Annotated in this window: 25 protein-coding genes and 2 pseudogenes; 12 read left to right on the top strand and 15 right to left on the bottom strand. The window is 73.2% G+C overall.

All coding sequences use genetic code 11. The features are described 5' to 3' along the window. Positions 1-28: 28 nt before the first annotated feature. The 4 genes from ABD832_RS08780 to ABD832_RS08765 form a co-directional block, all read right to left on the bottom strand. A complete protein-coding gene (locus ABD832_RS08780; RefSeq protein WP_344890977.1) occupies positions 29-1531 on the bottom strand; it encodes a PH domain-containing protein in 1503 nt (500 codons plus the stop codon). Next, entirely contained in the window at positions 1528-2016 is a 489-nt protein-coding gene (locus ABD832_RS08775; RefSeq protein WP_344890973.1) for a PH domain-containing protein, read from the bottom strand. Before ABD832_RS08775 ends, ABD832_RS08780 begins: the two co-directional genes overlap by 4 nt. Continuing rightward, the gene (locus ABD832_RS08770; RefSeq protein ID WP_344890970.1) at positions 2007-2639 is read right to left on the bottom strand and encodes a TetR/AcrR family transcriptional regulator; all 633 of its coding nucleotides are present in this window, start codon (positions 2637-2639) and stop codon (positions 2007-2009) included. The genes ABD832_RS08775 and ABD832_RS08770 overlap by 10 nt, the downstream gene beginning before the upstream one ends. A 181-nt stretch (positions 2640-2820) precedes the next feature. After that, complete coding sequence (locus ABD832_RS08765) at positions 2821-3702, bottom strand: helix-turn-helix transcriptional regulator (RefSeq protein WP_344890967.1); 882 nt, start codon at positions 3700-3702, stop codon at positions 2821-2823. A 165-nt stretch (positions 3703-3867) separates the two neighbouring features. On the opposite strand from ABD832_RS08765, the gene ABD832_RS08760 reads away from it, so the two are divergent. Further along, on the top strand, positions 3868-4941 hold the full coding sequence (locus tag ABD832_RS08760; RefSeq protein ID WP_344890964.1) for an aldo/keto reductase: 1074 nt from the start codon (positions 3868-3870) through the stop codon (positions 4939-4941). 107 nt (positions 4942-5048) lie between these two features. Continuing rightward, entirely contained in the window at positions 5049-5624 is a 576-nt protein-coding gene (locus tag ABD832_RS08755) for an HD domain-containing protein (protein WP_344890961.1), read from the top strand. Positions 5625-5819: 195 nt separating this feature from the next. Here ABD832_RS08755 and ABD832_RS08750 read toward each other — a convergent pair whose 3' ends face one another. Together ABD832_RS08750 and ABD832_RS08745 are read right to left on the bottom strand one after the other, a co-directional pair. After that, a complete protein-coding gene (locus ABD832_RS08750; RefSeq protein ID WP_344890958.1) occupies positions 5820-6308 on the bottom strand; it encodes a type II toxin-antitoxin system PemK/MazF family toxin in 489 nt (162 codons plus the stop codon). A 129-nt stretch (positions 6309-6437) separates the two neighbouring features. Further along, positions 6438-6860, bottom strand: coding sequence for a MarR family winged helix-turn-helix transcriptional regulator (locus ABD832_RS08745; protein ID WP_344890955.1), 423 nt, complete (start codon positions 6858-6860; stop codon positions 6438-6440). A 70-nt stretch (positions 6861-6930) separates the two neighbouring features. Here ABD832_RS08745 and ABD832_RS08740 point away from each other — a divergent pair, with 70 nt between their 5' ends. Beyond that, the gene (locus ABD832_RS08740; protein ID WP_344890952.1) at positions 6931-7320 is read left to right on the top strand and encodes a PPOX class F420-dependent oxidoreductase; all 390 of its coding nucleotides are present in this window, start codon (positions 6931-6933) and stop codon (positions 7318-7320) included. A gap of 198 nt (positions 7321-7518) precedes the next feature. Continuing rightward, positions 7519-8322 carry a hypothetical protein gene (locus tag ABD832_RS08735; protein ID WP_344890950.1) on the top strand — a complete coding sequence of 268 codons (804 nt, stop codon included), beginning with the start codon at positions 7519-7521 and terminating at the stop codon, positions 8320-8322. A gap of 95 nt (positions 8323-8417) precedes the next feature. Here the strand turns inward: ABD832_RS08735 and ABD832_RS08730 are convergent, their stop codons facing one another. Together ABD832_RS08730 and ABD832_RS08725 are read right to left on the bottom strand one after the other, a co-directional pair. Further along, the gene (locus tag ABD832_RS08730) at positions 8418-9230 is read right to left on the bottom strand and encodes an ArsR/SmtB family transcription factor (RefSeq protein ID WP_344890947.1); all 813 of its coding nucleotides are present in this window, start codon (positions 9228-9230) and stop codon (positions 8418-8420) included. Positions 9231-9332: 102 nt separating this feature from the next. Continuing rightward, on the bottom strand, positions 9333-10091 hold the full coding sequence (locus tag ABD832_RS08725; RefSeq protein ID WP_344890944.1) for a class I SAM-dependent methyltransferase: 759 nt from the start codon (positions 10089-10091) through the stop codon (positions 9333-9335). Between the two features lie 346 nt (positions 10092-10437). On the opposite strand from ABD832_RS08725, the pseudogene ABD832_RS42090 reads away from it, so the two are divergent. After that, positions 10438-10485, top strand: a pseudogene (locus ABD832_RS42090) (hypothetical protein); the annotation flags it as partial. An 81-nt stretch (positions 10486-10566) separates the two neighbouring features. After that, positions 10567-10731 (top strand): CGNR zinc finger domain-containing protein, encoded by a 165-nt coding sequence (locus ABD832_RS08720; protein ID WP_344890941.1) that lies wholly within the window; start codon positions 10567-10569, stop codon positions 10729-10731. A gap of 95 nt (positions 10732-10826) precedes the next feature. On the opposite strand, the gene ABD832_RS08715 is transcribed toward ABD832_RS08720, so the two are convergent. Further along, positions 10827-11450 (bottom strand): DJ-1/PfpI family protein, encoded by a 624-nt coding sequence (locus ABD832_RS08715; protein ID WP_344890939.1) that lies wholly within the window; start codon positions 11448-11450, stop codon positions 10827-10829. Then, a complete protein-coding gene (locus tag ABD832_RS08710) occupies positions 11416-12420 on the bottom strand; it encodes a GlxA family transcriptional regulator (protein WP_344890937.1) in 1005 nt (334 codons plus the stop codon). Before ABD832_RS08710 ends, ABD832_RS08715 begins: the two co-directional genes overlap by 35 nt. 105 nt (positions 12421-12525) lie before the next feature. Here ABD832_RS08710 and ABD832_RS42085 point away from each other — a divergent pair. Together ABD832_RS42085 and ABD832_RS08705 are read left to right on the top strand one after the other, a co-directional pair. After that, positions 12526-13035, top strand: a pseudogene (locus ABD832_RS42085) (TetR/AcrR family transcriptional regulator); the annotation flags it as partial. A gap of 34 nt (positions 13036-13069) precedes the next feature. After that, on the top strand, positions 13070-13855 hold the full coding sequence (locus ABD832_RS08705) for an SDR family NAD(P)-dependent oxidoreductase (RefSeq protein ID WP_344890934.1): 786 nt from the start codon (positions 13070-13072) through the stop codon (positions 13853-13855). A gap of 50 nt (positions 13856-13905) precedes the next feature. Here the strand turns inward: ABD832_RS08705 and ABD832_RS08700 are convergent, their stop codons facing one another. Together ABD832_RS08700 and ABD832_RS08695 are read right to left on the bottom strand one after the other, a co-directional pair. Further along, positions 13906-14886, bottom strand: coding sequence for an NADP-dependent oxidoreductase (locus ABD832_RS08700; RefSeq protein WP_344890932.1), 981 nt, complete (start codon positions 14884-14886; stop codon positions 13906-13908). Between the two features lie 105 nt (positions 14887-14991). Then, entirely contained in the window at positions 14992-15885 is an 894-nt protein-coding gene (locus tag ABD832_RS08695) for a nucleotidyltransferase domain-containing protein (RefSeq protein ID WP_344890929.1), read from the bottom strand. Between the two features lie 192 nt (positions 15886-16077). Between ABD832_RS08695 and ABD832_RS08690 the strand changes: the two genes are divergently transcribed. Next, positions 16078-16830 carry a neutral zinc metallopeptidase gene (locus ABD832_RS08690; RefSeq protein WP_344890926.1) on the top strand — a complete coding sequence of 251 codons (753 nt, stop codon included), beginning with the start codon at positions 16078-16080 and terminating at the stop codon, positions 16828-16830. 799 nt (positions 16831-17629) lie between these two features. Here ABD832_RS08690 and ABD832_RS08685 read toward each other — a convergent pair. Continuing rightward, positions 17630-18193, bottom strand: coding sequence for a helix-turn-helix domain-containing protein (locus ABD832_RS08685; RefSeq protein ID WP_344890923.1), 564 nt, complete (start codon positions 18191-18193; stop codon positions 17630-17632). Positions 18194-18271: 78 nt separating this feature from the next. Between ABD832_RS08685 and ABD832_RS08680 the strand changes: the two genes are divergently transcribed. Further along, positions 18272-19846 carry an alpha/beta hydrolase family protein gene (locus ABD832_RS08680; protein ID WP_344890921.1) on the top strand — a complete coding sequence of 525 codons (1575 nt, stop codon included), beginning with the start codon at positions 18272-18274 and terminating at the stop codon, positions 19844-19846. A gap of 158 nt (positions 19847-20004) precedes the next feature. Further along, on the top strand, positions 20005-21123 hold the full coding sequence (locus tag ABD832_RS08675; protein WP_344890918.1) for a DUF3800 domain-containing protein: 1119 nt from the start codon (positions 20005-20007) through the stop codon (positions 21121-21123). A gap of 109 nt (positions 21124-21232) precedes the next feature. On the opposite strand, the gene ABD832_RS08670 is transcribed toward ABD832_RS08675, so the two are convergent. Together ABD832_RS08670 and ABD832_RS08665 are read right to left on the bottom strand one after the other, a co-directional pair. Then, complete coding sequence (locus tag ABD832_RS08670) at positions 21233-22267, bottom strand: ion channel (protein WP_344890915.1); 1035 nt, start codon at positions 22265-22267, stop codon at positions 21233-21235. A gap of 301 nt (positions 22268-22568) precedes the next feature. Then, complete coding sequence (locus ABD832_RS08665) at positions 22569-22985, bottom strand: hypothetical protein (RefSeq protein WP_344890912.1); 417 nt, start codon at positions 22983-22985, stop codon at positions 22569-22571. 97 nt (positions 22986-23082) lie between these two features. On the opposite strand from ABD832_RS08665, the gene ABD832_RS08660 reads away from it, so the two are divergent. After that, positions 23083-25788 (top strand): ATP-binding protein, encoded by a 2706-nt coding sequence (locus ABD832_RS08660; RefSeq protein WP_344890910.1) that lies wholly within the window; start codon positions 23083-23085, stop codon positions 25786-25788. Positions 25789-25864: the final 76 nt, after the last annotated feature.

The raw sequence follows: 25864 nt of genomic DNA, 5'->3' as shown, positions 1-25864 counted from the left end.
CAAAGTCAATGCCCGCGGGCTCTCGTCGTCAGCGGTATCCGCGGGCGGGCGACGGGGACGACGTGGCCCGTGCCGGCCGCGCGGTGGGGACCGTGAACGGTGCCAGCAGACCCGGTACCGCCTCCTCGGCGAAGGCCAGTCCCTGGCCGACGCCGACGTCCTTGATCCGGTGGGTGCCCGCGGACGTCGCCGCGGTGAGGGTCATCAGGCCCCGGCGGCGTTGTGCCGGGGACCGACCGACCGTCCAGCCGATGACCGCGTCCGTGCGCAGCGCCGTCGTCCTGCGGCGGACCGTGCCGTGGCGGGTCAGCAGGTAGCCGCCGGACAGACCGTGGCCGAGACCGCGGTAGGCGTCGGCCGCCAGCAGCACCGTGAAGGGCAGGCACGCCGGGGCGAGCAGCCACAACCCGTCCGGGAGCCGGCTCGCCCACATCCCGAGCCAGGCCAGCGGCACGGCCGGCAGCGCCACCGTCCAGACGGCGCGTGACAGGCGCAGGCGCAGCGCGGCCCGCGGGTGACGGCGCAGCCGGGTCGCCAGCACGGGGGCGCCGAGCACCCGCGCGGCCACCCGCAGCGCCGCCTGCCGGGGCGCGGGCGGCAGCAGCGCCGCGGAGGTCCGCTCCTCGCTGTCGTCGGGGTTCACGCCGGCCACCAGCGCGCTCAGGCGGGCGCCGCCTCCCCAGCGTAGCGGCAGCGGTTCGGCCAGCCGTACGCCGCGCAGCCGGCCGTCCTGGAGCGACAGCGACCGGGTGCCGAGCAGACCCCGCCGGATCCGGTAGGTGCCGTCGGTCCCGCGCGTCAGCCGGAAACGCCACCACACCTCCACGTGGAGCAGCAGCGCTCCCGCGAATCCGATGGCGAGCACGGCCGCGAGGGCCGTCCCGGCCACGACCGGCCAGGAGAACCGGGACGCCGTGCTCCACGCCTCCCGCAGGAGACCGACCTCGGCGGGTTCGAGGCCGAAGATCTCCAGCACGCGGAAGAGCGCGCCGAACGGTGCCAGGCCGATGAGCGGTGTCCAGCCGCTCAGCAGGGCGTAGCCGATCCAGGCGGGACGCGCCGTCACCGTCTCGGTGTCCGCGGGCGTCCCGCCCTCCGGGCCGAGCAGCAGGCGCAGCCGCTCGGCACGGGCCCGGGAGACCGCGTCCAGGCGCAGGTCCGCCTCCTGCTCGCCGACGCCGACGCGCACGACGGCCACGCCGAGCAGGCGGTGCACCGGCTGCGCCGTCACGTCGACGGTCCGTACCCGGTCGCGCGGGATCGAGCGGTCCCGGCGGAACACCAGCCCGGACCGGTGTTCGAGTCGCTCCCCGGTGATCCTGTACCGCGTGGTGGCGTGGCGCAGCACCCCCAGGGAGGCGATCCCGGCGAGGACGAGCGACAGGACGGCGAGCGGGATGACGGTCCGGGGCGTGGCCCCCAGCGTGACGACGGCCACCGTGGCGGGGATCGAGGGACCGGCCAGCCAGCTCAGGGCGACCGCGACCGTCCGCGCGTCGAGCCGCTCCCAGGCGTCCTCGCCGCGGCTCATGTCGCGTCCCCGGGCACGGTCTGCGCTCTCGCGGTGAGGTGCTCGACGAGGTCGGCGGCCAGGTGCCGGTCCAGCCCCTGGATCCTGATCGATCCCGCGGCCGAGGCCGTGGTGACCTTCACCCCGGACAGGCCGAAGACCTGCTGCAGCGGGCCGCGTACCGTGTCGACGGTCTGGATGCGCGACATCGGCGCCACCCGCCACCTGTGCCACAGCCAGCCGGAGGAGGCGTAGACCGCGTCGTCGGTGACCTCCCAGCGGTGGATCCGGTAGCGCCGGCGCGGCATGCAGAGCGCGTACCCCAGGCCGGGGACCGCGACGAGCAGCGCCGCCGCCAGCAGCCACGGCCGGGCGGGCGCGATCAGCGCGGCCAGCAGGGCCGGCAGCAGCACCGGCGGGAGCACCCAGGCCAGCGCCTGCGTCGTCCACCAGCGGATCGCCCGGGGCTCGACGGGGTGGCGGGGGGGCCGCAGGTTCACCTCCATCGGTCCTCCTTGCGGGTGGCGCGGTCGAACAGGCCGGCCAGCTCGCGGGCGTAGACGTCGAAGTCGAGGTCGTCGTAGGCGGCCATCAGCAGGAGCACGCCGTCGACCGCCTGCTTGACGGTCACCGCCATCACCCGGGTGGAGAACTCGCCGAACTCTCCGGTGGCCTGGCCGAACCGCAGGATCTGCTCGACGTCGCCCATCTCGTTCTCGTTGTCGCGTACGCCGAGCCGCTGCCTGCCGTCCTGGGTGCGCAGGTTCGTCCAGATGTCCAGCAGGGCCAGCATGTGCCGCTGGTGGGTGCGGTAGAACTCCACGCTCGCCTCGATGTAGACCCTCAGCATGTCCGCGGCCGTGGTCTGCGCCTCGACGAGGGGACGGACGGCGGCGTCCCCGGCGGTCATCGCGTCGTCGACGATCTGCTGGACCAGCTCGTCCTTGCTGTCGAAGTGGTAGGAGATGACGCCCTTGCTGATGCCGGCGTGCTCGGCGATCCGGGCCAGCGACGCCTGCGCGTAGCCGACCTCGGCGATCACGTCGATCGCGGACCCGACGATCTGGGCACGGCGTGCCGTCTCGATGAACGAACGATCCTGGCCGCCTGCCTTGTTTTCTGACCGCATGGCCAAAAAATAGCACAGCCGTCCGGCATTTCGCCGGTCGAGAGCACCCTCTTCGTCCGGTACGCCCTCACCGTGGCCGGGCGGACGCCCCGGAGGACCCGTCCCCGGTCCCGCGCGAAGCGATGTCGCCGCTGGTCCTTCCCGAGTGGCCTCGCGCCGCGGGGCCTCGGCCCCACGGGTGTCAGCGCCTGGACGTCCCGCCTGCGACGCCGTCGCGTACGGGAGTGGCGGCACCGTCGGTGAGGGCGTCCAGCACGGCCTGCGAGGCGGGGTCGGAAGCGCGGTAGATGACGAGCCGCCGATCCGGGTCTCCCAGCGGGTTCAGCACCTCGTAGTCGACGGAGAGCGGGCCGGCCGTGGGGTGCAGCAGCCGCTTGTGGCCCCGGCCGTTCACCTTGACGTCGTTTCTGGCCCACAGCCGGGCGAACTCCTCGCTCCCCGACGTCAGTTCCGTGATCAGCTCGTCCAGGAACGCGTCGTCGGGACGCGCGGCCCACGCCGCGCGCAGGTCGGCGATGCACTCACGGACGACCATCTCGCGGTCCCGCCAGAAGCCGCGGTACTCCGGGCGGAGGATGCACAGCCGGAGCGTGTTGTGCTGCTCGACCGGGAGGCGGTCGAAGTCCAGCATCAGCCTGGTCATCTCGCGGTTCGCGGCGAGGATGTCGAACCGGTGGTCGACCAGCATGCACGGCAGCGGCGACAGGTCGTGGACCAGCCGGGCGAGCGGGCTCGGCGCCCGGCCGGTCGCGGACGGCGGCCGGCTCACCGGTCGCTGCCGGGCCAGGTCGAACAGGTAGACCCGCTCGTCGTCGTTCAGCCGCAGCGCCCGCGCGAGGGCGTCGAGCACCTCGGCCGAGGGGCGCAGCCCCCGTCCCTGCTCCAGCCGTACCACGTAGTCGACGCTGACCCCGGCCAGCTCGGCGACCTCCTCCCGGCGCAGGCCGGGGGTACGGCGCGGGCGCCCGTGCGGGGGACGCGCGAGGTCACGGGGGGTCAGTCGCTCACGGCGGGTGCGCAGGAACACCGCCAGCTCGTGGGTCAGGTCCATTCCGCTGCTCACCCCCTCGATGGTAGTCGCGGCCTGCCTGGGACGGTCAGTCCCAGGAAAAGCCTTCGCTGGCCCCTCTCTTCCGGCGGCCGCACGATGAGTGAGCGGCTCGCTCACGGCGGCGGTGCGAGCCCCGAACGAGATCGTCATGCCGCAGCACCATGCCTGGAGACCATTGTGACTGGATCTGTTTCACTTGACCGCTATCGCCTGCTGGGCCGCTCCGGCCTGCGGGTCTCACCGCTGGCGCTCGGGGCCATGACCTTCGGGCAGGACTGGGGGTGGGGCGCCGACAAGGACGAGTCGCGCCGGATCTTCGACGCGTACGTGGACCGGGGCGGGAACTTCGTCGACACCGCCAACCAGTACACCAACGGGACGTCCGAGCAGCTGCTCGGCGAGTTCATGCACGGCCGTCGTGAGCGCGTGGTGGCCGCCACGAAGTACACGGTCGCCACACGCCCGGGTGACCCGAACTCGGGCGGCAACCACCGCAAGAGCATGGTCGCCTCGGTCGAGTCGAGCCTGCGACGGCTGAACACCGACTACATCGACCTTCTCTACCTGCACGCCTGGGACTTCACGACCCCGGTCGAGGAGGTCCTGCGGGCCATGGACGACCTCGTCCGCGCCGGGAAGGTGCTCTACCTGGGCATCTCCGACACCCCCGCGTGGCAGGTCTCCCGGATGCAGGCGATCGCGGACCTGCGCGGCTGGTCGCCGCTGGTCGCCCTGCAGATCGAGTACAGCCTGGTCGAGCGGACGGTGGAGCGCGAGCTCATCCCGATGGCGCGGGAGATGGGGCTCGGCGTGATTCCCTGGTCGCCGCTGGCGAGCGGTGTGCTGACCGGCAAGTACACTCGCGCCGACCTGGGCCACGGCGTCTCCGCCGATCCGGAGGGGACGCGCAGGAACGTCGCCGCGGCCAACGGCTCGCTGACCGAGCGGGCGCTGGACATCGCCGACGTGGTGAAGGAGGTCGCGGCCGGCAAGGGCACCACCCCGGCGCGGGTCGCGCTCGCCTGGACGCTGCTCGACCCGGCGGTCACCGCTCCGATCATCGGCGCGAGGACCCTCGCACAGCTCGAGGACAACCTGGCCGCCCTGGAGGTGACCTTCACCGAGGACGAACTGGCCGCCCTCGACCGGGTCAGCGCCGTCGAACCGGGTTTCCCGCACGACTTCCTGAACCGTCCGATGACCCGTCAGGTGATGTCCGGCGGGGTCACGATCGAGCCCAGGCGGGGATAGGGCGTCCGGGAGCCCGGCCGGGGGTATGGATCGGCCGCCGGAGGCCGGACGGAACGGCCGTGGTCGTCTGCGCTCTGCGCAGATCCACCGAGGGGATAGGGGCCTTCATGGCGGAGGAATTGTCGAGGCTGACCGGTCTGCTGTACGAGGTCGGGCTGCTCAAGCGCTACAAGCGCACCGGTTGGCTGGTGGCGGGGGTGCGGGACCCCGAGAGCGTCGCCGACCACTCCTTCCGTACGGCGATCATCGCGAGTGTGATCGCGGCGCTGGAGGGGGGCGACCCCGAGCGTGCGGCGTTCATGAGCCTGTTCCACGACACGCAGGAGAGCCGCATCACCGACATCCACCACCTCGGCAGGCTCTACCTGAAGGCGGCCCCGAACGAGGAGGTCACCGCCGACCAGGTGCGCGGGGTTCCGGCGGTGGTGGCGGAGATGGTCAGTGGCGCGGTCGGGGAGTACGAGCAGAAGACCAGCCTGGAGGCCGTCTGCGCTCGTGACGCCGACAAGCTGGAGTGCCTGATCCAGGCCGTCGAGTACCGCGAGCAGGGGTACCAGAACGTCCAGCCGTGGATCGACAGCTCGCTCGCCGCGCTGAAGACGGCCTCCGCGAAGCGGCTCGCGGACGAGGCGCTCGCCACGGGCTCGCTGGAATGGGTGAAACGCGTCCTGAACGGAGACTGAACCCCCGGGTCCCCGGCCCTCGTCGAGGCGGGACGTCCGTTCCCCCGTCGCGTTCCTCCGTGACGTTCTTGCGGCCGTGCGAGGGCGCCGGTGGGTGGGTCACCGGCCGTCGGCCCTTCGCGGACGCGGTCCCGTGAGGACGCGGTCCCGTCAGGATTCGGTCCCGTGAGACGCGGTTCCGTGAGGGATGCGGTGTCAGTGGTCGGGGGAGTAGACCCAGCCCGTCCGGTGGTGTTTTCTCACCAGTGACCAGGTCCGGTCGTCGCAGGCACCGGCGCGTCGCCGGAAGTCGTGGTCGTTGACCAGGTACGGGGCGTCGAGATCGAGCCAGCTGTCCTTTTGCGCCCGCCGGTCCCAGTGGGCGGTGGGGATGCTGACGCAGTTCATCCGATGTGATTTGTCCTGGCTCGTAATCTTCAGGACCTCCACACCATTCGCATGGGTGCGAATCACCAGGCAGGGTCTGACCTTCCCGCCCGAGCCGTCGGCGAACGGCACGCCGGCCCACCAGATGTCACCGGGGCGCGGACGTGAATTCCAGTCCGGGTGCGGTGGCGCCTCGTGCACCTCGGGCTGGGGCCGGGGGGCGAGGAGCTGGCGAATGACGCGGAAAAAGACATATATTCCTGCGATCAGCAGCCCGAGGATCAGTAAATCGCCGGCTTCTCCAAGGACGTCGAGCATGGTTCACAACCTACTCGACGTCCATTGAACTCCACCCTTGCTTGGATATTTTCGGATTCGGATATGCGGCGGGGAGGGCGTGGGAAGGCCGCCGGCACGGTGAGCGTCGCCCGGTCCGTCTGGATCGCCTCAGATCGCCTCGGTGAAGCGGGCGAGCAGGTCCCGGAGGGTGTCGCGTTCCTCGGGGGTGAAGGCGTCGGCGATCCTGCGCTCGATGACCACGGCCGCCGCGTCCGCGGTGCGCAGCGCCTCACGTCCCGCGTCGGTGAGGTGGGTCTCCAGCATCGTGCGGTGCCACTGGTGCGGGCCGCGTTCGATCAGGCCGGCCCCCAGCAGGTTCTTCAGCACGACGGTCATCGCCTGCGGGGTGACGAGGCACTCCCTGGCCAGCGCGGCGGCGGAGATGCCCGGGTTGTCGGCCAGCACGAGCAGGGCGGCGTACTGCGGCACGGTCAGCCCCGCGGTCCTCACCGCCGCGTGCTTGGCCGCCATGAGCCGCTGCTCGGCGCGTTTCACCGGCAGGCCGAGCCGCTCCCGCGCGGGCATGTCCATGAGCGGAGCTTACAAGCCGTCACGTATGGGAGAGTTCTTATGACTATCAAAGCTTTGATAGCGTGCCGCCATGACCGTGATTCCCGAGAGCCATCTCGACCTGCTGACCCGTCCCCTGTACGCGCACCTGGCGACCCTGATGCCCGACGGCACCCCGCAGGTGACACCGGTGTGGACCGTCTGGGACGGCGAGTTCCTGCGCCTCACCACCACGACGGACCGTCAGAAAGGTCGCAACGCGAGCGCCCGTCCTCGGGTGGCGCTCTCCGTCAACGATCCCGAGCAGCCGTACCGGTACCTGGAGGTCCGCGGCACCGTCGAGCGGATCGACCCCGACCCCGAGGGTGCCTTCTTCGACGTGCTGGCCAGGCGCTACGGGCTGGAGTACGAAGCGCCGGTCGCCGACGCCGCGCGCAGGGTGGTCCTGGTCGTGCGGCCCACCCGTACCACCGTCCAGTGACGCGTTCCCGGCGCCGGCCGGGCCGGGTCCCGGGCCGGTGAGATGATCACGGCGCTTCCGGCGGCGCCGGGGCGGGTGCGGGGTCGCGGCCCGTCTCCGGCGGCGCCGGACACCGGGCGCGGAGGCGTGCCGTCGAGACGGCATCGTGATCTTTGATTGGAAGAATCTCCTTCCCCTCCGGATGGTGAAGGAAACCACATGAAACGGATCACCGCGGGCGTCGTCGCGGGCCTCGTCCTGCTCGCGCCGTTGCCCGCCCGTGCCGCCGCCGTCGTCGTCGCCGCCGATCCGGTCAAGGCGCTCCGTGCCCAGGTCGTGCCCGGCCGGGGCGTCACCGTCTCCCTGGTCACCCGCACGTCGCCCGACGGCAGGCGGTCCGCCACCACCCGGACCGACCGGATCGTGGGGTTCCGCAAGGGGGGAGTGGTGGAGACGGACGACACCACCACGTTCTACTCGGCGATCAGCTCCGAGGGACTGAAGGAGGAGACCCTCTTCCCGTCGTTGCTCGTCCGGGTCAAGGACGCGACCTACGCCTCCGGGGGCGAGCTGATCGGCAGGCTGCCGCTGGACAAGAAGTGGGTGCGTCTCCGGGAGCCCCGCCCCGTCGCCGCGGACGGCGCGATCGACCTGTTCACCCCCGGCACGCTGCGGGCGCTGCTCGCCACCGCCTCCTCCAAGGGTCCTCGTTCCGCCCGGGGCACGATCCTCGCCTCCGCGATCCCGGGCCGGCCCTTCGAGGGATGGACGGGACGCGGTGAGAAGGTCGCCTGGGCGCTCTGGTTCGACGCCGAGGGCAGGGTCACCCGTCTGGCCTCCGCGACCTCCCGGCACGCGAACGGCGGCGACCGGCCGAGCCTCAGCTCCGACCAGCGCTTCACCGGCTGGGGTGCCAGGGTGACCGTCCAGCCGCCGCCCGAGGACATGGTCATCGAGGCCGAGGAGCTCCCCGAGCCCGGCTCTCCGGAGGAGACGCCGGAGACGATCGAGATCCTTCCGTAGGGAGACCGGACCCGGGGACACGCGGGCCGTGAACGGCGGACGGCCCCGTCCTCCGCCGGTGCGCCACGAGGTCCCATGCGGTGTCCCGGTGAGGGTCAGGACCCCTGGCGGTCGTTCTTCGCCATCTGCTCGGCCCGGCATTCCGCGTGCATCTCCCAGGGGGCCTGCGGCAGGACGTGCCCGGTCTCCAGGAGGGACTTGAGGTTGGCCATCACGGCCGGCCATCCGAGGGAGATCTGGTCGTAGTCGTCCCGGGTGGCCAGGTTCTCGTGGGTGACGGTGAGCCGGACGATCTCGCCGTAGGGCTCGATCTCGAACGTGACCTGGGACGGCTCACCGAAGGTGATCACCAGCCGCTTGGGCGGCACGGTCTCCACGACCGTGCCGGTGACGTCGGCGACCCCCGACCCGTCGGTGCGCACGTGCTGCCAGGTGGAGCCGGCCTGCCAGTCCGAGACGTTGCTGTGGCCCCAGTACTCGGCGGTGAGGTCGGCGTCGGTCAGGGCGTGCCAGACCTTCTCCGGGGTGCTCTGGATGTAGGTGACGTACACGAAGGTGGGCGTGCCGGTGGTCAGCGTGTCGCTCATGTCGTGCTCCTCTGCTCGTCGTTTCAGGGCGCTCAGCGCCCGGAGGCGCGGACGCTCGAACTTGTCGATCCACCGTTCCTGGATCTCGTGGAGGGGGACGGGGTTGAGGTAGTGCAGCTTCTCTCGCCCCCGCCGGACCGTGCTGACCAGGTTGGCGGCCTCGAGCAGGGCCACGTGCTGGGTCACCGACTGGCGCGCCATGTCGAGGTGCTCGCACAGCTCGCTCAGCGTCTGCCCGTTGTGCTCGTGAAGCCTGTCCAGGAGGTATCGCCGCGTCTGGTCCGCCAGCGCCTTGAAGACCTTGTCCGTATCCGCAGCCACACGGAGAATTATGCAGGCATTTGCCTGCATAATGTCAAGCGACCACCGCTGACCACGGCGATTCCTGTCCGGACGGGTGACCGATCCCGGACGGGTGACCGGTCAGCCGCGGACCGCGCACAGGAGACGGTTGTCGCCGCGCTGCCACAGGCAGCCGATCTCGGTGAAACCGGCGTCGCGCAGGGCGTCGACGTGCGAGGAGAGCAGGGGGGACTCCGAGCCGTGGTGGTCGGCCCCCGCGGTGGCGCGGGCGGAGTTGAGCTCGGCGAAGGCGGGGTCGGCGGCGACCGCGTCCCACCACCGGCGCCAGTCCTCCGGACGCCCGTCGGCGAACAGGCGCTCGGTGGCCCGCTCGTGCACGGCGCGTTCGAGGCGGGCGATGGCGGGGGCGGTGTCGTCGGTCTCCATGTGGTCGCCGTTGAGCAGGAGCCCGCCCGGCCGCAGCACGGTCGCCAGTTCGGCGTACATCTTCGGGAGGTCGGACGCGGAGATCCAGTGCAGGGCGGTGGTGCTCACCGCGGCGTCGGCCGGCCGGTCCAGGCCCAGGGAGCCCGCCCACCCGGGGGTGCGCAGGTCGAGGGAGACGAACCTGAGGTGCGGGTAGGCGGCCCGGCCGAGGCCGATCAGCAGCGGGTCGGCGTCGACCGGGACCACCGTCGCCCCGGGCAGCCGCTCCACCAGGCGCGCCGACAGCGAGCCCGGCCCGCAGCCGAGGTCGACGACCAGCGGATCGGGACGGCCCAGCGCCTCGACGGCGTCGATCAGCGCGGTGAACCGCTCCTCCCGGTCGGGCAGGTAGCCCTCCTGCTGGCGGTCCCAGCGTGCGATCCATTCGCGTGCGGCATCGTGGGTGAGCACCATTGTCTCCTTGTGACTGTCGTATAAGCTTTCGACAGTCACAAACTAAAACGCGAGCAGGTAACTGGTCAAGTGGATTTCAACAGTCACACCGATGCGATCGTCCGGATGGCGGTGGGTCTGGTCAACGAGCTGACCCCCGGGGAGAGACGGGGCCGCCCCTTCTCGCCGCCGCGCGACCTCGTCGCCGCCGCCACCGAGGGCCTGCGGACCGGTTATCCGGGCCAGCGGGAGGTCACCGAGGAGGAGGCCGGCGAGCTCGCCGGGACCGCGGCACGGCTGCGCGCGGTCTTCGAAGCCGTGACCGGGGGGGGACGTCGACACGGCGGCCCGGCAGGTCAACGCCCTCCTGGACGACACCCGTGCCCGTCCGCTGCTCGAGCGGCACGACGGGGAGCCGTGGCACCTGCACTTCCACGGCCGCGGCGGCACCGTCGCGGGCGACCTGGCGGCGAGCTGCGCCACCGGGCTCGCGATCGTGCTGGGCGGTGACTTCCGCGACCGTCTCGGCGTGTGCACGGCACCGCACTGCGACCGGGTGTACGTGGACGTGTCGCGCAACGGCACCCGCCGCTTCTGCGGCACGGCCTGCCAGAACCGCGTCAAGACCGCGGCCTTCCGCGCCCGGGGCAGGACGGCGTGAGGACGCGTCCGGGGACGTGAGGGCGTACCCGGGCGGGGGTACGTCCGGACGTCCCCGCGTCCCCGCGTCCCCGCGCCCCGGTGTCCGGGCGAGGCTCAGGTGCCCCTCAGGAGGGAGCGCACCAGCTCGGTGACCCCCGCGGGAGCGGTCCCGGGCGTCCCGGCGTCGAACGGTGGCCGGGGCGCGTACTCCAGGCCGAGCTGGATCGCCATGGCCGTCTCCTCGTCCGCCAGCAGGGACGCGAGGTGGAGGGCCATGTCGATACCGGCCAGCACCCCGGCCGAGGTGATGATCTTCCCGTCCGTGACGAAGCGTTCGTCGACCGGCAGCGCCCCGAACCCCGCCAGCAGGTCGCGGGCCACCCAGTGGGTGGTCGCCCTGACCCCCTCCAGCAGGCCCGCCGCGCCGAGCGCGAGCGAGCCCACGCACACCGACGTGGTCCACGTGGTGGCCGGATGGGCCGTCCTCACGTACCGGATCAGTTCCTGGTCGGTCGTGCTCCGCGTCACGTCCCCGGTGCCCGGCACCACCAGGACGTCGGGGGCGGGCAGGTCGGCGAAGGAGGCGGTGGCCGTCAGCGTGACCTCCTGGTCGGCGACGACGCCCGGCCGCTCGGCCACGAAGGTGACCGTGGCGCCGGGGATGTTGCGCAGGACGAAGTACGGCCCCAGGGCGTCCGCGGCGTCATAGCCCGAGTACAGGGGGATGGCGATCTGCATGTCGGTTCTCCGTGACGTGGAAACGGCGCCGGTACTCTCCCGGCGAGATCGTGAGGTGGCGCCGGAAGACCCGGTAGAGGGTCTCCGGCGTGCCGAGGCCGACCCGGACGGCGATCCGGTCGAGCGGCTCGTCGCCGCTCTCCAGCAGCCGCCTGGCCGCCGCCGTCCGTGCCCGCTCGACGTACCGCGCGGGCGTCATGCCGACCTCGGCGGCGAACACGCGGGAGAAGTGGCGGACGCTCGTGTTCATGTGCTCCGCGAGGGCCCCTACCGACAGGTCGGCCTCCAGGTTCTCCTCGATCCACCCCTGCAGCTCGCGCAGCGGCTCGCGCCTCGGCGTCCGCGTGCTCAGCGGCGTGCTGAACTGGCTCTGCCCGCCGGGTCGTTGCAGGTACACGACCAGCCAGCGGGAGATGTCCCTGGCCAGGTCGTGCCCGTGGTCGTGGGCGACGAGGGCGAGGGCGAGATCGATCCCCGAGGTGACCCCCGCCGACGTCCACACGTCGCCGTCGCGTACGTAGATGCGATCGGCGTCCACGGCCACGTCCGGATGGCCGCGGGCGAGCATCTCCCCCACGGCCCAGTGGGTGGTCGCCCGCCGTCCCTCCAGCAGACCGGCCTCGGCCAGCAGCAACGTGCCCGAGCAGATGGACCCGACGCGGTCCGACTCCCCGGCGAGCCTGCGGATCTCCGGGACCAGCGCCGCGGTGCCGTCCAGGCCCGCCGGGGTGGGAAGGCCGCCGGCCACCAGCAGCGTGCCGATCGGCCCCCGGACGTCCCGCAGCGGCGTCCCGGCGTGGACGGTGACGCCGGACAGGGAGCGTACGGCCCCGGCCTGGAGGGCCGCGGTCTCCACCCGGTAGGCGGCATCCGCATCCAGCAGCCCGGCGGCGGAGAACACGTCGGCCGGGCCCGCGAGATCGAGCAGCTGGAAGCCGTCGAAGACGACGATGACGACGCGGTGTGGCATACCGTCATCCTTGGCCACCGACGGTGATGGCCGCAAGGACACATGTCTTGCAGATCCGGCCATCGCGACGGGGGCGGGGAATCGGCGGACGACTAGGCTGAGGCCGTGGCATCCGGTGCTGAGCGGGGGACGGCGTTGCGGGCGGACGCCGCGCGCAACCGCGCGCGGGTGCTGGAGGTCGCCCGCCGGCAGCTCGCCGCGGGCGACGACTCGCTCATGCTGAACACCATCGCGCGGCTCGCGGGGGTGGGCGTCGGGACGGTGTACCGGCACTTCCCCAACCGTCACGCCCTGCTGGAGGCACTGCTGGCGGAACGCCTCCAGCAGCTCGTCACCGAGGCGCGGGCCGCGGCGGCGGACGAGGACGCCCTCGGGGGGCTGCGGCGCCTGCTGCGGTTCACCCTCGCGCGGGCGCTGGACGACGCCGGGTTCGCGGCGGTGCTCGAATCCACCAGCGACACCGACGCGCGGACCTCGGAGATGAAGGCCGAGCTCGACCGCGCCGTCGCGGAGCTTCTCGACCGCGCCCGCCGCACGGGGATCGTCCGGCGGGACATCCAGGCGGACGACGTCCGCCGTCTGCTCTGCGGCGTCGGGCACGCGGTCCGTTCCGCCGGCGACGACGCAGGGCACGCCGAGATCTACCTCGATGTCCTCCTGGACGGCCTGCACCCCCCGCGCGGTCGAGCGCATCGACGCGGTGGCGGCCGGGCCGGAGGCCAGGTTCGTGGCGGCCGACCTCGCGTCCCTCGCGGCCGTGCGTGCGCTCGCCGCCCGGCTCGCCGCAGAGGGGCCGTTGGACGTGCTGGTCAACAACGTCGGGGCGATGTTCGCGGACCGGCAGCGGACGGTGGACGGGATCGAGGCGTCGTTCGCCGTCAACCATCTCTCCCCGTACCTGCTGACCGAGCTGCTGCTGGAACCGCTCCGGGCCGGGGCGCCGAGCCGGATCGTGAACGTCACCTCGGGGTCGGTCCGGGTCGCCAAGCGCTCCTTCGAGGCCGTGGAGCCGCCGGGCGGCTACTACGGTTTTCACCGCTACGGCCGGGCGAAGCTCGCCAACCTCGCGTACACGCTGGACCTGACCGATCGGCTGCGCGGCACGGGCGTCTCGGTCTTCGCGGCCGACCCCGGCGGCGCGGCCACCGAGATGAACGACGGCACCATGCGGTCGTCCAGGATCGTCTCGCCCGGGTTGCGGCTGCTGTGGCCGCTGGTCCGGCGAACCTTCGAACGGGCGACGTCCGGCTCCGCGTCCGTGGCCGCCCGGTCGTCGATCCTCGCCGCGTCCGACGCCTCGCTCGACGGACGGACCGGTCTGGTCATCGGGCCCGACGCGCGGCCCGTCGCGCCCTTCGGGCCCGCCACCGACTCCCGGACGGCCGAGGCCGTCCTGCGGCTCAGCCGGCGGCTGGCCCCGCTCGTCCCCGCCTGAGCCTCACACCGGCGCGGCTCGCCATCCCCCGGGCCCGCCGGAGCACGGGCTCACCCGGGTACGGGCTCGCTCGTCCCGGGGGAGGCGACGGTGAGCACGATCTTGCCGGTGGTACGGCCGGTCTCGCCGCGTGCGTGCGCCTCGGCGGCCTGCTCCAGCGGGAGCACCGTGTCGATCTCGACACGCAGCCTGCCCGCCTCGGCCAGCGCGGCGATCGCCCTCAGCGCGGCGTGGTCGGGCTCCACGAGCATGGACTCGGCGCGGACGCCCGTCGCCTCGGCCTGGGCGCCGAACCCCTCGGCCAGGCCGGACAGGACGAGCGACACGATGACCCCTCCCTCGCGCATGGTGCGCAGCGAGCGGGGGCCGTGGTCGCCGCCCATCGTGTCGAGCACCACGTCGACGTCCCTGACCGTCTCGGCGAAGTCCACCTCCCGGTAGTCGACGAGCTCGTCGGCTCCCAGGCCGCGCAGGAAGTCGTGCTTGGCGGCGCTCGCCGTGCCGATGACGTGGGCTCCCCGCGCCTTGGCGATCTGCACCGCGAGGTGACCCACCCCACCGGCCGCGGCGTGGACGAGCACCCGGTGACCGGCCCGCACCGCCGCGACGTCCACCAGAGCCTGCCACGCGGTCAGCGCGGCCAGCGGGAGCGCCGCCGCCCGGACGTGGTCGATCCCGCGCGGCCTGCGGACGAACGTCCGGGCGGGGGCGGTCACGTACTCGGCGAACGCGCCGTGGCCGTACGGGTAGCGCAGCATGCCGAAGACCTCGTCGCCCGGCTTGTACACGGCCGTCCCCAGGCCGACGGCCTCCACGACACCGGAGACGTCCCAGCCGAGGACGAACGGCGGCCGTCCCAGCAGCCCGCCCGTGGCGCGGTGCTTCCAGTCGGTGGGGTTGAGCCCTGCCGCGTGCACCCGTACCAGCACCTCGGTCGGGCCCGGCACGGGCCGCTCGCACTCCACCACCTTCAGCACCTCGGGTCCGCCCAGGACGTCCTGGCTGACGGCGCGCATCGTCGATCCGGTCATGGGACAAGCATGCCAGCGGCCCGGCGGCGGCCCGCGGACGGGACGCCCGGCGCGCTGCGTGCCGTTGCGTGCCCGGTCAGGGCGGGGACGTGTTCCGGGTCCGGGTCACCCCGGCCGCCCGGCGTGCAACCGGTGCGCGTCGGCGATGACCGTGCCGGCGAAGGCGAGGACGTCGCGGCGGCGGGCCCACGGGGTCCGATACAGGGACCGCCGCTCCCGGCCGGACCCGGAGGGCAGGAACTCCGTCATGTCGCCGAGGAGACCGGTGAGCGTGGGCAGGGCCCGGTCCGCCCGCCGGATGCGCAGGGCCTCCTCGACCACCCGGTGCCATCGCGGCGGGAAGGCCTCCAGCGCGTGGCGGCACGCGCCCTCCTTGGAGGTGATGTCGCCCGTGGCCAGGGTGAAGTGCAGGCGCGTCACGCCGGTGACGATCCAGACGGTGCCGTAGCCACCCAGGGCGGCCTGCCCCCAGAGGCCGAAGGGCCTCGACGCGCGGTCGCAGAGCCGGCGCCAGTACCGGTCGAGGTTGTCGTCCGTCCAGACGGCGAGGGCCCGCGGGTCGTGCCAGAGATCCAGCCCGGCGGGTTCGGGCCCGCGGAGGGTCGTGCCGTGACCGGCCAGGGTCCGCCAGGTGACGGGGCCGGCGGGAGCCGTGCCGTCGGTGCCGGGGTGGAACCGGCCCTCATGGCAGCGCGGCCTCGGCCCGGTGATGTCCGGACCGCGCCGCAGGTCGTCCCAGGTCAGGTAGACGCCGTCGAAGAACGGACGTGGCCGGTGGGCGAGCAGACGCTCGTGGACCCGTTCCAGGGCGGCCGTCGCGGCGCCTTCCGGAGGCGTGGCGGTGACGGCCACGAAGTCGATGTCACTGGTACGGGGCCGGAAGTCGCCGAGGGCCACCGACCCCTCCAGGTACAGGCCTTCGACAAGACCGGGGGCCTCGTCGTCGACCGCCCGGAGGTAGGCGGTGACGACCTCTTCGGCGAGGGCGGGCAGTGTCATGCGGCCGGAGTCTGCCGGACGTCCCCGGCCTCCGTCCACGGTGCCCTCGTGCCCGGTGGACGTCCGTAGGACGGAAGCCACCGCCACGGCACGAACCGGACGGAAAACTGTTCCCCTTCGGTGTTTCACGACCCCTAAGATCCGATCATGCGTTTCCCCCTGCTTATGGCCATTTTTGTAAGTTTTTCGCTTGTGTTGTCAGGTGCGGCTCACGGCGCCGTCCCGGATCCGGCTCCCGGCGCCCGTTACCCCATCCGCGATTCGGTCCTGACCAAGAACAAGCTGTACCGCAGCGGCGATCTCGCGCCGAGCGAGTGCCCGGAGCGGGAGGTGAAGGCGAACCACGTCGCCTCGGCCAAGCGGTACCTGACCTCGGTGCTGAACTGCCTCAACACCTCCTGGGGCGCCCATCTGGAGCAGGCGGGCCTTCCGTTCGCCAAGGCCCGGGTCGCGTTCAGCGTCAAGCCCCGGCGGTTCTGCGGGCACGTCTGGAGCAAGAGCGCCGCGGCGCAGTACTGCGGCCGGGAGCGGCGCTTCCTCGTCAAGCTGGACGACACCGTGCTGGAGGACCCCTCCGATCTGGTCCTGTTCCTGATCGCCGCCCACGAGTACGGGCACCACATCCAGACCGTCACCGGGATGGAACGCGCCTTCGACTACCACCCGTACAAGGGGAAGCGCGAGCTGGGGGAGCAGATCCGCCGCAACGAGCTGCAGGCCGAGTGCCTGGCCGGCGTCTTCATCGGCAGCGTCTGGGACTCCCTGGACCGGACCGAGGAGGACTGGGAGTACCTGCTGGAGCTCACCCGCAGGAACGGGGACGAGAGGTACGACACCAACCACGGCAAGGGCCGTACCATCGCCACCTGGCTCGACAGGGGTTTCCGCGCCGCGTCACCGGCGGTCTGCAACACCTGGACGGTCCCGCCGTCCAGGGTGCGCTGATCCGGGGAGCCGATCCAGGGGGATTCAGGGAGATTCAAGGCGCACCGATCCTGGGTGCGCCGATCCTTGGTGCGCCGATCAGGGGCGTGTCGATCAGGGAACGTGTCGATGCGGTACGTGTCGATGCGCGCCGGGTGGACGGCTCCGTCCGGCGCGGGGCTCGGTCGAAAATCATCTTTTTTCGGCTTTTTCCGTGATGGGTTTTTTCGCCGGGAGGAATTCCGGTGTGAAGGGCCTCACCGGGCGGACGCCTTCGGGGTAGCGCCATATGACCGTCGCGCCGAAGTCGTCGGCGGACGCCGCGAGCGGGCCGGGGGTCGCCCGGACGGCGCGTCGTGAGCGGGTCGCCCTCGGCCGCTCCGTCGCGGCGGATCCGGCCGGGGCGCCCGACGTCCGCCCGGGACGACGGGCGAAGAGCGGGAGCAGGGGGAGGACGACGGCCGCCACGACGGCGTCGATCAGCGCGGCGAGCGGCATCCGCCCGCCTCCCCTCGCACCTCGGGTACGCGGTGACGCCGGGAGGCTCCGTGGCCCGCCACCGGAGCGGGACGGCCCCGGCCGGGATCGGTGGATCGTTTCACGCCCCGTTGGATGCACGCCGGACGGGTTTCGTTCTCGGCTCCGGGAACCCGTCTCCCTGGGACGTGCCTTCGGGACCCGACGCACCGGGACCCGCCTCCGAGAACCCGTCTGCGGGACCTCACTTCCCGCGACCCGCCCCGGGAGCCCACTTCCGGGAGCCCGCCTCCCGGATCTCACCGGCCGGGCGGTCCTTTCGGGACGTGCCGGCCGGTCGCGGTCAGCCGTCCTCGGCGGGGAAGGCGAAGAGCCGGACGAACATCGGCCGCGCGTCCGGGGAGGCGTCCTCGGCCCGGGGGCTGTGCTTTTTCAGCACCTTCATGTAGGCCTCGAAGAACTCCTCGAACTCCTGCGCGGTCATCCGGGCGATCCCGCGTGACGCCTTGACCCAGCGGGGCTCGCGCTCGTAGATCTCGGGAAGGCGCTGGAAGAGCGCCAGATCCTCCTCCAGGCCGATCCGGTGGAACTCCATGAGCACGGGACGGTCCTCGGGGGCGAGCATGTCGGGGGTGGGCAGCCGCATGTCCCTGGGCCCCTCGGTCCTGCGCCACCAGCGTTCCCTGCCCGCCGAGTGCCCGGGGACCTCTTCGACGAAGCCGTACTTCTCCAGCTGCCGCAGGTGGTAGCTGGTGGTGCCGGTCTTGGCGCCGAGCAGGTCGGCGAGGGTCGTCGAGGTCGCCGAGCCGTGCAGGGAGAGGTGACGCAGCATGAGCCGGCGCATGGGATGCGCGAGCGCCTTGAGGCGGGCCGGGTCGTCGAGAAGGAACGAGTCCTCATCCTTCATGATGAGCAGCCTACTCCTACAGAAGGGTCTCTGCAGGAAAGGGTTTGCAGAGCTTTCTCTGCAGAGTATGTTCGGCACATGAGACCTGACCTCCTCGTCGTGACCGCAGCCCTTTTCCTGTCGGCCCTCTCGCCTCCGGCGGGCCTCTCGCCCGCAGGACCTTCCCCCGCCGGGGCGTCCTTCCCGGTGTCGTCGTCCGCCGGTACGCCGTCCGTGACGAAGGTGTCGCTCACGAGCTCGTCCCGCACCTCGCCCGCCACACCGTCGCCCGCCACACCGTCGCCCGCCGCACCGTCGTCCGGCGGGCCTCCGCTCGTCGTTCCCGCCGACCTGAAGGCGGTGCCGGTGAGTTTCGGCGGCTCGGAGGGGCTGCCGCTGCACGGCACGGTCCTGTCACCGGTCGCGGGGAAGGCCGCGCGGCCGGGCATCGTCCTGGTGCACGGGTCGGGCGGGGGCACGCCCCGCACGAAGCAGCTGACCGAGGCCGTCGAGTTCGCCCGCCAGGGGCTGTCCGTGCTGATCTACGACAAGCGCTCCAAGGACTACTCGCTCTTCGAGCGGTCCTACGCGCGGCTCGCCGGGGACGCGCTCGGCGCGGTGGCCGCGCTCCGTTCCCAGCCGGGCGTCGATCCGGCGAAGGTCGGGCTCTGGGGGTTCAGCGAGGGGGGCTGGGTCGCCCCGCTCGCGGCCTCCCGTTCGCGGGACGTCGCCTTCGTGGTCCTCGTGGGGGCGAACAGCGGCCCGCCGTTGCGCCAGCAGACCTGGGCCGTGGCGGCCGGGCTGCGCAAGGCCGGGGTCTCCGGCTCGCTCGTCGACCGGGCCGAGCCGCACCTGTACCGGATGATCGCGGACGGCGACCTGTTCCCCGAGCCCTACTACGACCCGAGGCCGGTCATCGCCGCGCTACGCCGGCCGGTGCTCGGCATCTGGGGCGTCCACGACCTGCTCACCCCGCCCGTGGAGAGTCCTCGGGGGTTCGCCGAGGCGCTGGAGAAGGCCGGCAACCGGCATTACACGTTCCGGTTCTTCGCCGACGCCGACCACGCCGTCCACCGCACCCCCGACGGGGGCGTCACCCGGCTGCCGGAGCTGGCACCCGGCTACGCGGCCCTGGTCGGTTCCTGGGTGCACGGTGTCACGGCGGGCGAGCCGGCCGGGACGCGCTGGTCGGGGCCCGACCCGGTGCAGGACGCCCCGACGGTGCCGATGGATCCTCCGTCCGGCTGGGAGTCGTCGAACGTCCAGCTGGCGGCCCTGACGCTGCTCGTGGTCGCGTTCGCCGCCTATCCGGTGGTCGCCCTGGTACGCCGCCTGCGCGGCCGCTCGCGGACGCCGGTGACCCGGGCCGCCCGGCTCCTGAGCGCCGGGGGGCTCACGGCGGTGCTGGGATCGTTCTGCTACGTGGCCTACCTGCTGATGACGGGAGGCAAGCTGGCCACCCCCGGCCCGGTGCTGGCGGGGCGCCCGCTCGTCTGGCTGGCGCTGCAGGCCCTGGCGGTGGCCTCGGTGGTCGCGGCGGTCCTCACCGCGCTGGCCTGGCGCCGCACCGCCGCCTCCGTCCCCGCGGGGGAACGGGTACGGCTCGGCCTCCTGCTCTGCGGCGGGCTGGTGTTCGTCCCCTGGTCCCTCTACTGGGGACTGCTCCTTCCCTGACGACCTGCGACGGCACACGACGACCTGCGACAGCACAGGACGGCAAGGGGTGCGGGGGGCGGGGCGGGTCGTGTCACGCCCCACGCCCGGGAAGCCCGGCGGGCAGGCGGCCGAAAACCCTTTCCCGGGGTCGTGAACCCGTTGGTATGGTGCCGGAAGTGGGAGACGATCAGGCACGCCCCGCGGGGAGCGCGTCCACCGGCGGGCTCCTGGAGATCGCCTGTGACGAGTCCGGCTCGGAGGGCGAGAAGCTCATCGGCGGGAACACCGACGTCTTCGCGCACGCCGGGGTGGGGCTGAGCGTCGCCTCGGCCGCGGAGTGCGTCCAGGAGACGCGGAACAGGATCCGGTCCCCCGCGGTGGAGTACAAGGCGAACCACCTGCTCCGCGAGAAGCACCGGGCCGTCCTCGAATGGCTGCTCGGGCCGTCGGGGCCGATTCACGGCAACGCGCACGTTCACCTGGTCGACAAGGAGTTCCTCCTCGTCGGCAGGCTCGTCGAGCTGCTGGGCGAGGAGATCACCGGGCAGGCCGCCCGGCCCGGGGACGGGGGCCCGGACCGGGACCCGCGCGCCGGGGAGGCGGCCCTGGTCCTGTACCGCGACGGCCGGGAGGTGTTCGGCCGGCGGCGATGGGACGCCTTCCTGGAGTCGTTCAACGACCTCGTGCGGGCCAGGACGTCCGCCGAGGCGTTCTTCCGGGTGGTGGACGCCCTGCGGTCCACCGCCGCGCCGGAGCGGGTGGCGGGGATCGTGGCGTCGCTGGCGAGTGCCGGGCCGCACGCGGACCTCCTGTGGGCGCGGCCCGCGGGCGACGCGACGATGCCGGTGCTGGACCCGCTGATCCCGGCCATCGTCCAGGCCGTCCTGCACTGGGGGCGGGACGGGGCGTCCGTCTCGATCGTCCACGACCGGCACAACGCGCTGACACCGGAGCGGATCGCGCGGCTCACCGAACTCACGCAGCTCGCGGAGCTCGCGGAGCTCGCGGGGACGCCCGGGGATCCGGCCGTTCCCGGCCGTCCCGGGGCGGTGCGGCCGGCCGGTCTCAGGCTCGTCGACTCCATGTCGGACCCGCGGGTCCAGGTGGCCGACTTCCTCGCCGGCGTGGCGCGCAGGGTGGCGTCGGACGAGCTCAACGGCCGGGGCGACACCGTCCTGGTGACGCTGCTGCGGCCGTACGTGACCCCGTCGTCGATCTGGGGGGACCCCGGCAGTCGGCTGCTGCCCGCGCGGGACCGCGAGGAGGCCGCCGGGGTTCGCGCGGGGCGGCCGTGACCTTGCCGGGGGAGACCGGCCGGGCTCGCGCGAGGCGGTCGTGACCTTGCCGGGAGCCCAGCCCGGCTCGCGCGGGGCGGTCGTGACGTCGTGACCTCGCCGGGGGAGCTCAGCCGGGCTCGCGCAGGGCGGCCGTGACCTCGTCGGGGGTGAGTCTGCGGGAGGCCACGTAGTACAGCACGGCTCCGGCCGGGAGCAGGGTCTGCCAGCCGGGGTTGACCAGCAGGGTGTCGCCGTCGCGCGCGGCGAGCAGGGTGGCGCCGTACCGCCGGCCCAGGACGATCTGGCAGCGCTCGACCGGGACCGTGCCCAGGGCGCCGGGCAGCCGCAGCGAGTAGGTGTCGGCCCCGCCGTGGGTCATCAGCTGCGTGTAGACCTCCGTGATGCCGGGGTCCTTCAGCTCCTCGGTGATCATGTGGGGGCTGTGCCACTGGACGCAGCGCACCCGCTCGTCGATGTAGCGCATCTGCCGGATCCTGCCGAGGTCGCGCAGGGCCACGACCAGGTGGGCCCCGTCGGCGACGTGGGCGGCGGTGATCGCGATCGCCAGGGCCTCGTTGTCGTCGCGGGCGTCGACCAGGACGCTGTGGGCCCGGTGCACCCCGGCCCGGCGCAGCACGCCGTCGTCGGTCGGGTCTCCCCGTACGAACGTGATGTCGCGGTCGGGCATCGGATGGGCGGGCACGTCGTTCCCGGCGCAGAGCACGATGCGGGTCGAGCCGTCGGCGGTCAGCTCCTCCACCATCTGCTCGGTCCGTCCGGGCGCGTAGCCGAGCAGCACGATGTGGCCGGAGGAGTCCGCCGTGAGGGAGCCCTGCATCCTTCGTCCCTTCGCTCGTTCCAAGGTCGCCGACAGGCGGGTGAAGACCGTCGTGAGGGTCGCGATGCCGCCGATGATGACGTAGACGCCCACGACGTGCCCGAAGGCCGACTCCGGGTACAGGTCGCCGTACCCGACGGTCGCGGCGGTGACGACGAAGTACCACCAGTAGTTGGCCGGTTCGACGATCGAGCTGCCCGAGGGCTCCGCGAGCGCCATCAGGGGCCAGCTGGTCACGAACACCAGGCTGAAGACGAGGACCGGGGTCCACCACGTTCCGAGCAGCCTGAACCTGACCAGCAGGCGGGCTAAGAAGATCGGCACGCTTCCTCCGTCGGGAAAGCTCGGGTGCCGTCACCTTAACCAGACAAAACCACCAAGATGCAACCTAGCCCGTGGATAGGTCCCGGATCGAGACATCGCAGGTGGGAGGGCGTGTTCTCGCTCGTACGGGCCGGTGGATCCCGATGCGGTGGGAGCGGTGGCCGTCCCTGTGGTCCGGCCCTGTCGATCGGCCCGCGCGGGCCGGTGAACCGTGGTGCGCCGGGGGCGACGAGCGTCCCCTCACGCGCTCCCGCGCGGGCCGATGGGCGATGCCGCGGTGCGGCCGGAGGCGGCCACCGGCTCAGGAGGCCTTGCGCAGGCCGGCGAACTGCAGCGCGGTGAGGCCGGCGACCGCCACCGCCTGTGCGATCACCAGGGCGGTGCCGAGGCCGGTCAGCGGGAACCAGCCGGCGATGAGCGACTCCACGCTCGCGGCCACCCAGGCGACGTTGACGGCCATCGCGACGCCCACGGCGACCCTGCTCACCGCGGGCCGGGAGGCGATCAGGAACAGGACCGCCGCGAAGGCGACCAGGAAGGCCCCGGCCGGGTAGAGGAAGGCGGCGGGGAGACCGAACATCTCGCCGAAGACCGCCGCGGCGGCGACGTAGAGGACGCCGTTGGCACCCGAGGCGATCGCGTCCGCCTTGAGGGCGAGACGCAGCAGCCCGGCGTCGGTGACGGTCCTGGGGGTGCGGGTGATACCTGCGGTTGCCATCTGGAGGTCCCTTCGTGGTGCGAAAGTGCTGATGACCATGAAATTACGCGGGCCCGCCCTCACCCGAATCAGTCATCGTGACGGTAGGTTCCTGACCGTGCTGTACGGACGGGCGGGTGAACAGGAGCGGATCGAACGGCTCCTGGCCGCGGCCGGGACGGGCCGGAGCGGCGTCCTGGTCGTCCGGGGCCAGGCCGGCATCGGCAAGTCGGCGCTCCTGGACCACGCCGCCGCGCGGGCGCGGGACATGCGGGTGCTGCGCGGCGTCGGCATCGAGTCCGAGGCCGAGCTGCCCTTCGCCGCGCTCCACCTCCTCCTGCGCGGCGGGCTCGACCGCGTGCACGCGCTGCCCGCCGCCCAGGCCGCCGCGCTCCGCGGCGCCCTCGGCCTGGACGACACCGCCCCGGTGAACCGGTTCCTGGTCGGGCTGGCCACGCTGAGCCTGCTCTCCGAGCTGGCCGGGGACGGCGCGCTGCTCTGCCTGGTCGACGACGCGCAGTGGTTCGACCGGGCGTCCCTGGACGCGCTGGTCTTCGCCGCCCGGCGCCTCGACACCGAGGGCGTCGTCATGATCTTCGCCGCCCGCCCGGAGTTCCACGCCACGGGCCTGCCCGAGCTGCCGCTGGGCGGGCTGGACGGCGAGGCCGCCGCGGCCCTGCTGCCGCCGGGGCTCCCGCCGCAGGTGCGCGAGCGCCTGATCGAGGAGTCCGGCGGCAACCCGCTGGCGCTCATCGAGCTCCCCGCCGCGCTCACCGCCGAGCAGCGGGCGGGACGGCTCTCGCCGGTGGGGGCGATGCCGGTCGCCGACCGGGTCAGGGAGGCGTTCCAGGCGCAGATGGCCGCGCTCGGCGAGGAGGCGCGCACCGCGCTGCTGATCGCGGCTGCGGACGGCTCGGGCGAGCTCGGGACGGTGGTGGGCGCGGGCGCCTCCCTGGACGGCCTGGAGTCGGCCGAGCGGAGCCGCCTGGTCGAGATCACCGGGACGACCGTCGGGTTCCGCCACCCGCTGATCAGGGCGGCCGCCTACCAGAGCGCGCCGGTGACCCGGCGCCTCGCCGCGCACCGGGCCCTCGCGGGCGCCCTGGCCGGATCGGCCTCCGGTGGCGCGGCCGACCGCCGGGCCTGGCACCTGGCCGCCGCCGCGCTCGGCCCCGACGAGGCGGTGGCGCGGGAGCTGGAGGAGGCCGCGGAACGGGCGCGTACCCGGGGTGGCGGCGCCGCGGTCGCCGCCGCCTACGAGCGGGCCGCCGAGCTCACCGCCGATCCGGTACGGCGGTCGGCGCGATTGGCCGCGGCCGCGCTGGCGGCCAGCGACGCCGGTCTGATGAGCCGCGCCGCCGCGCTCGCCGACCGTGCCGCGCCCGACGTGGACGACCCCGGGGTGATCACCGCGTTGATCCAGGTGCGCACCCACCGCGAGTTCGAGTCGGGAACGCCGCTCGCCGCGGGCCGGATCATCATGGACGGCGTCCCCCGGGTGGCGGCCCGCTCCCGCGAGCAGGCCACCTGGTTGCTGGTCGAGGCCGTCCGCTGCGCCTGGTTCGCCGGTGACGCGCGGTCCGCCCAGGAGGCGGCGGCGAGCCTGCGCGCGCTCCCCGCGGTCGGGTCGTCGCTGGTCGACGGCGCGTTCGGGCTGACCCGGCTGCTGGGCGGTGACACCGGGGGCGGGATCGAGCTGATGGACCGGGCGGTCGACGGCCACGCCGCAGAGGGGCTGGGGGTGCCGGGGCTGACGTTCATCGCCTCCCTGTGCCTCCCGCTGGACCGTCCCGGCCGTCACGAGGAGATCGCCGGGCGGATCGTGGCGGACTGCCAGCGGAGCGGGATGATCGGCTGGCTTCCCATGGCGCTCCACGACCAGGGACTCGCCCAGGGGTGGCTCGGCCGCTACGGCGAGGCCAGGGCGACGTTGAACGCGGGGCTGCGGCTGGCCGCGGACCTGGGCCACGAGCACCGCCTCACCCACCTGACCTGCTCCCTGGCCTGGGTGCTCGCCCACCAGGGCGAGACGGAGGACTGCCGGGCCCTCGCCACCCGGGGCGTCGCCAGGGCCGAGCGGCAGGGCCTGGCGCTCGCGGCGGTCGTCGGACGCTGGGCGCTCGGCCTGCTCGACCTCGGCCTGGGCGATCCGGAGGCCGCCCTGAGGCGGCTGGAGGAGATCCCCCCGTCGCCCGTCGCCGCCCCGGCCGCCGACCAGGCCGAGGCGGCCGTCCGCGCCGGCCGGCCGGAACGGGCACGGGAGCCGCTGGCCCGGTACCTGACCTGGGCGCGGCACGTCCGCCGGCCGTCGTCGGACGCGATCGCCCTGCGCTGCCGCGCCCTCGTAGAGGACGACGAGGCGCACTTCGCGGCGGCCGTGCGCCTGCACGAGCGGGACGACCGGCCGTACGAGCGGGCCAGGACGCAGCTGGCCTACGGCGAGTGGCTGCGGCGGGCGCGACGGCGCGCGGACGCCCGGGCGCGCCTGCGCGAGGCCCTGGAGACCTTCGACCGGCTCGGCGCGGAGCCCTGGGCCGAGCGTGCCCGCACCGAACTGCGCGCGACCGGGGACGTGCCGGCCGCGCCGCGCAGGGCGGGCGACCCGCTCAGCGTGCTCACCCCCCAGGAGCGCCACATCGTACGGCTGGCGGCGGAGGGAGCCTCCAACCGGGACATCGCCGCCCGGCTCTTCCTCAGCCCCCGGACCGTCGGCTACCACCTCTACAAGGCGTTCCCCAAGCTGGGCATCGCCTCCCGGGGGCAGCTGGCCGGCCTCACCCGGTCCGCGGACGGGCCCGGCGCGGACGGGGACACCGGGCGCTGACCGAGGGCGGAGGGCCTGCGGGCCCCGGCGGGACGCGCCGGTGACCCGGCACGCCGGTGATCTGACACGCCGGTGG

This window comes from Streptosporangium longisporum (assembly GCF_039534895.1).
Taxonomy (GTDB): domain Bacteria; phylum Actinomycetota; class Actinomycetes; order Streptosporangiales; family Streptosporangiaceae; genus Streptosporangium; species Streptosporangium longisporum.
This window is presented reverse-complemented; position numbering and strand designations above follow the sequence as displayed.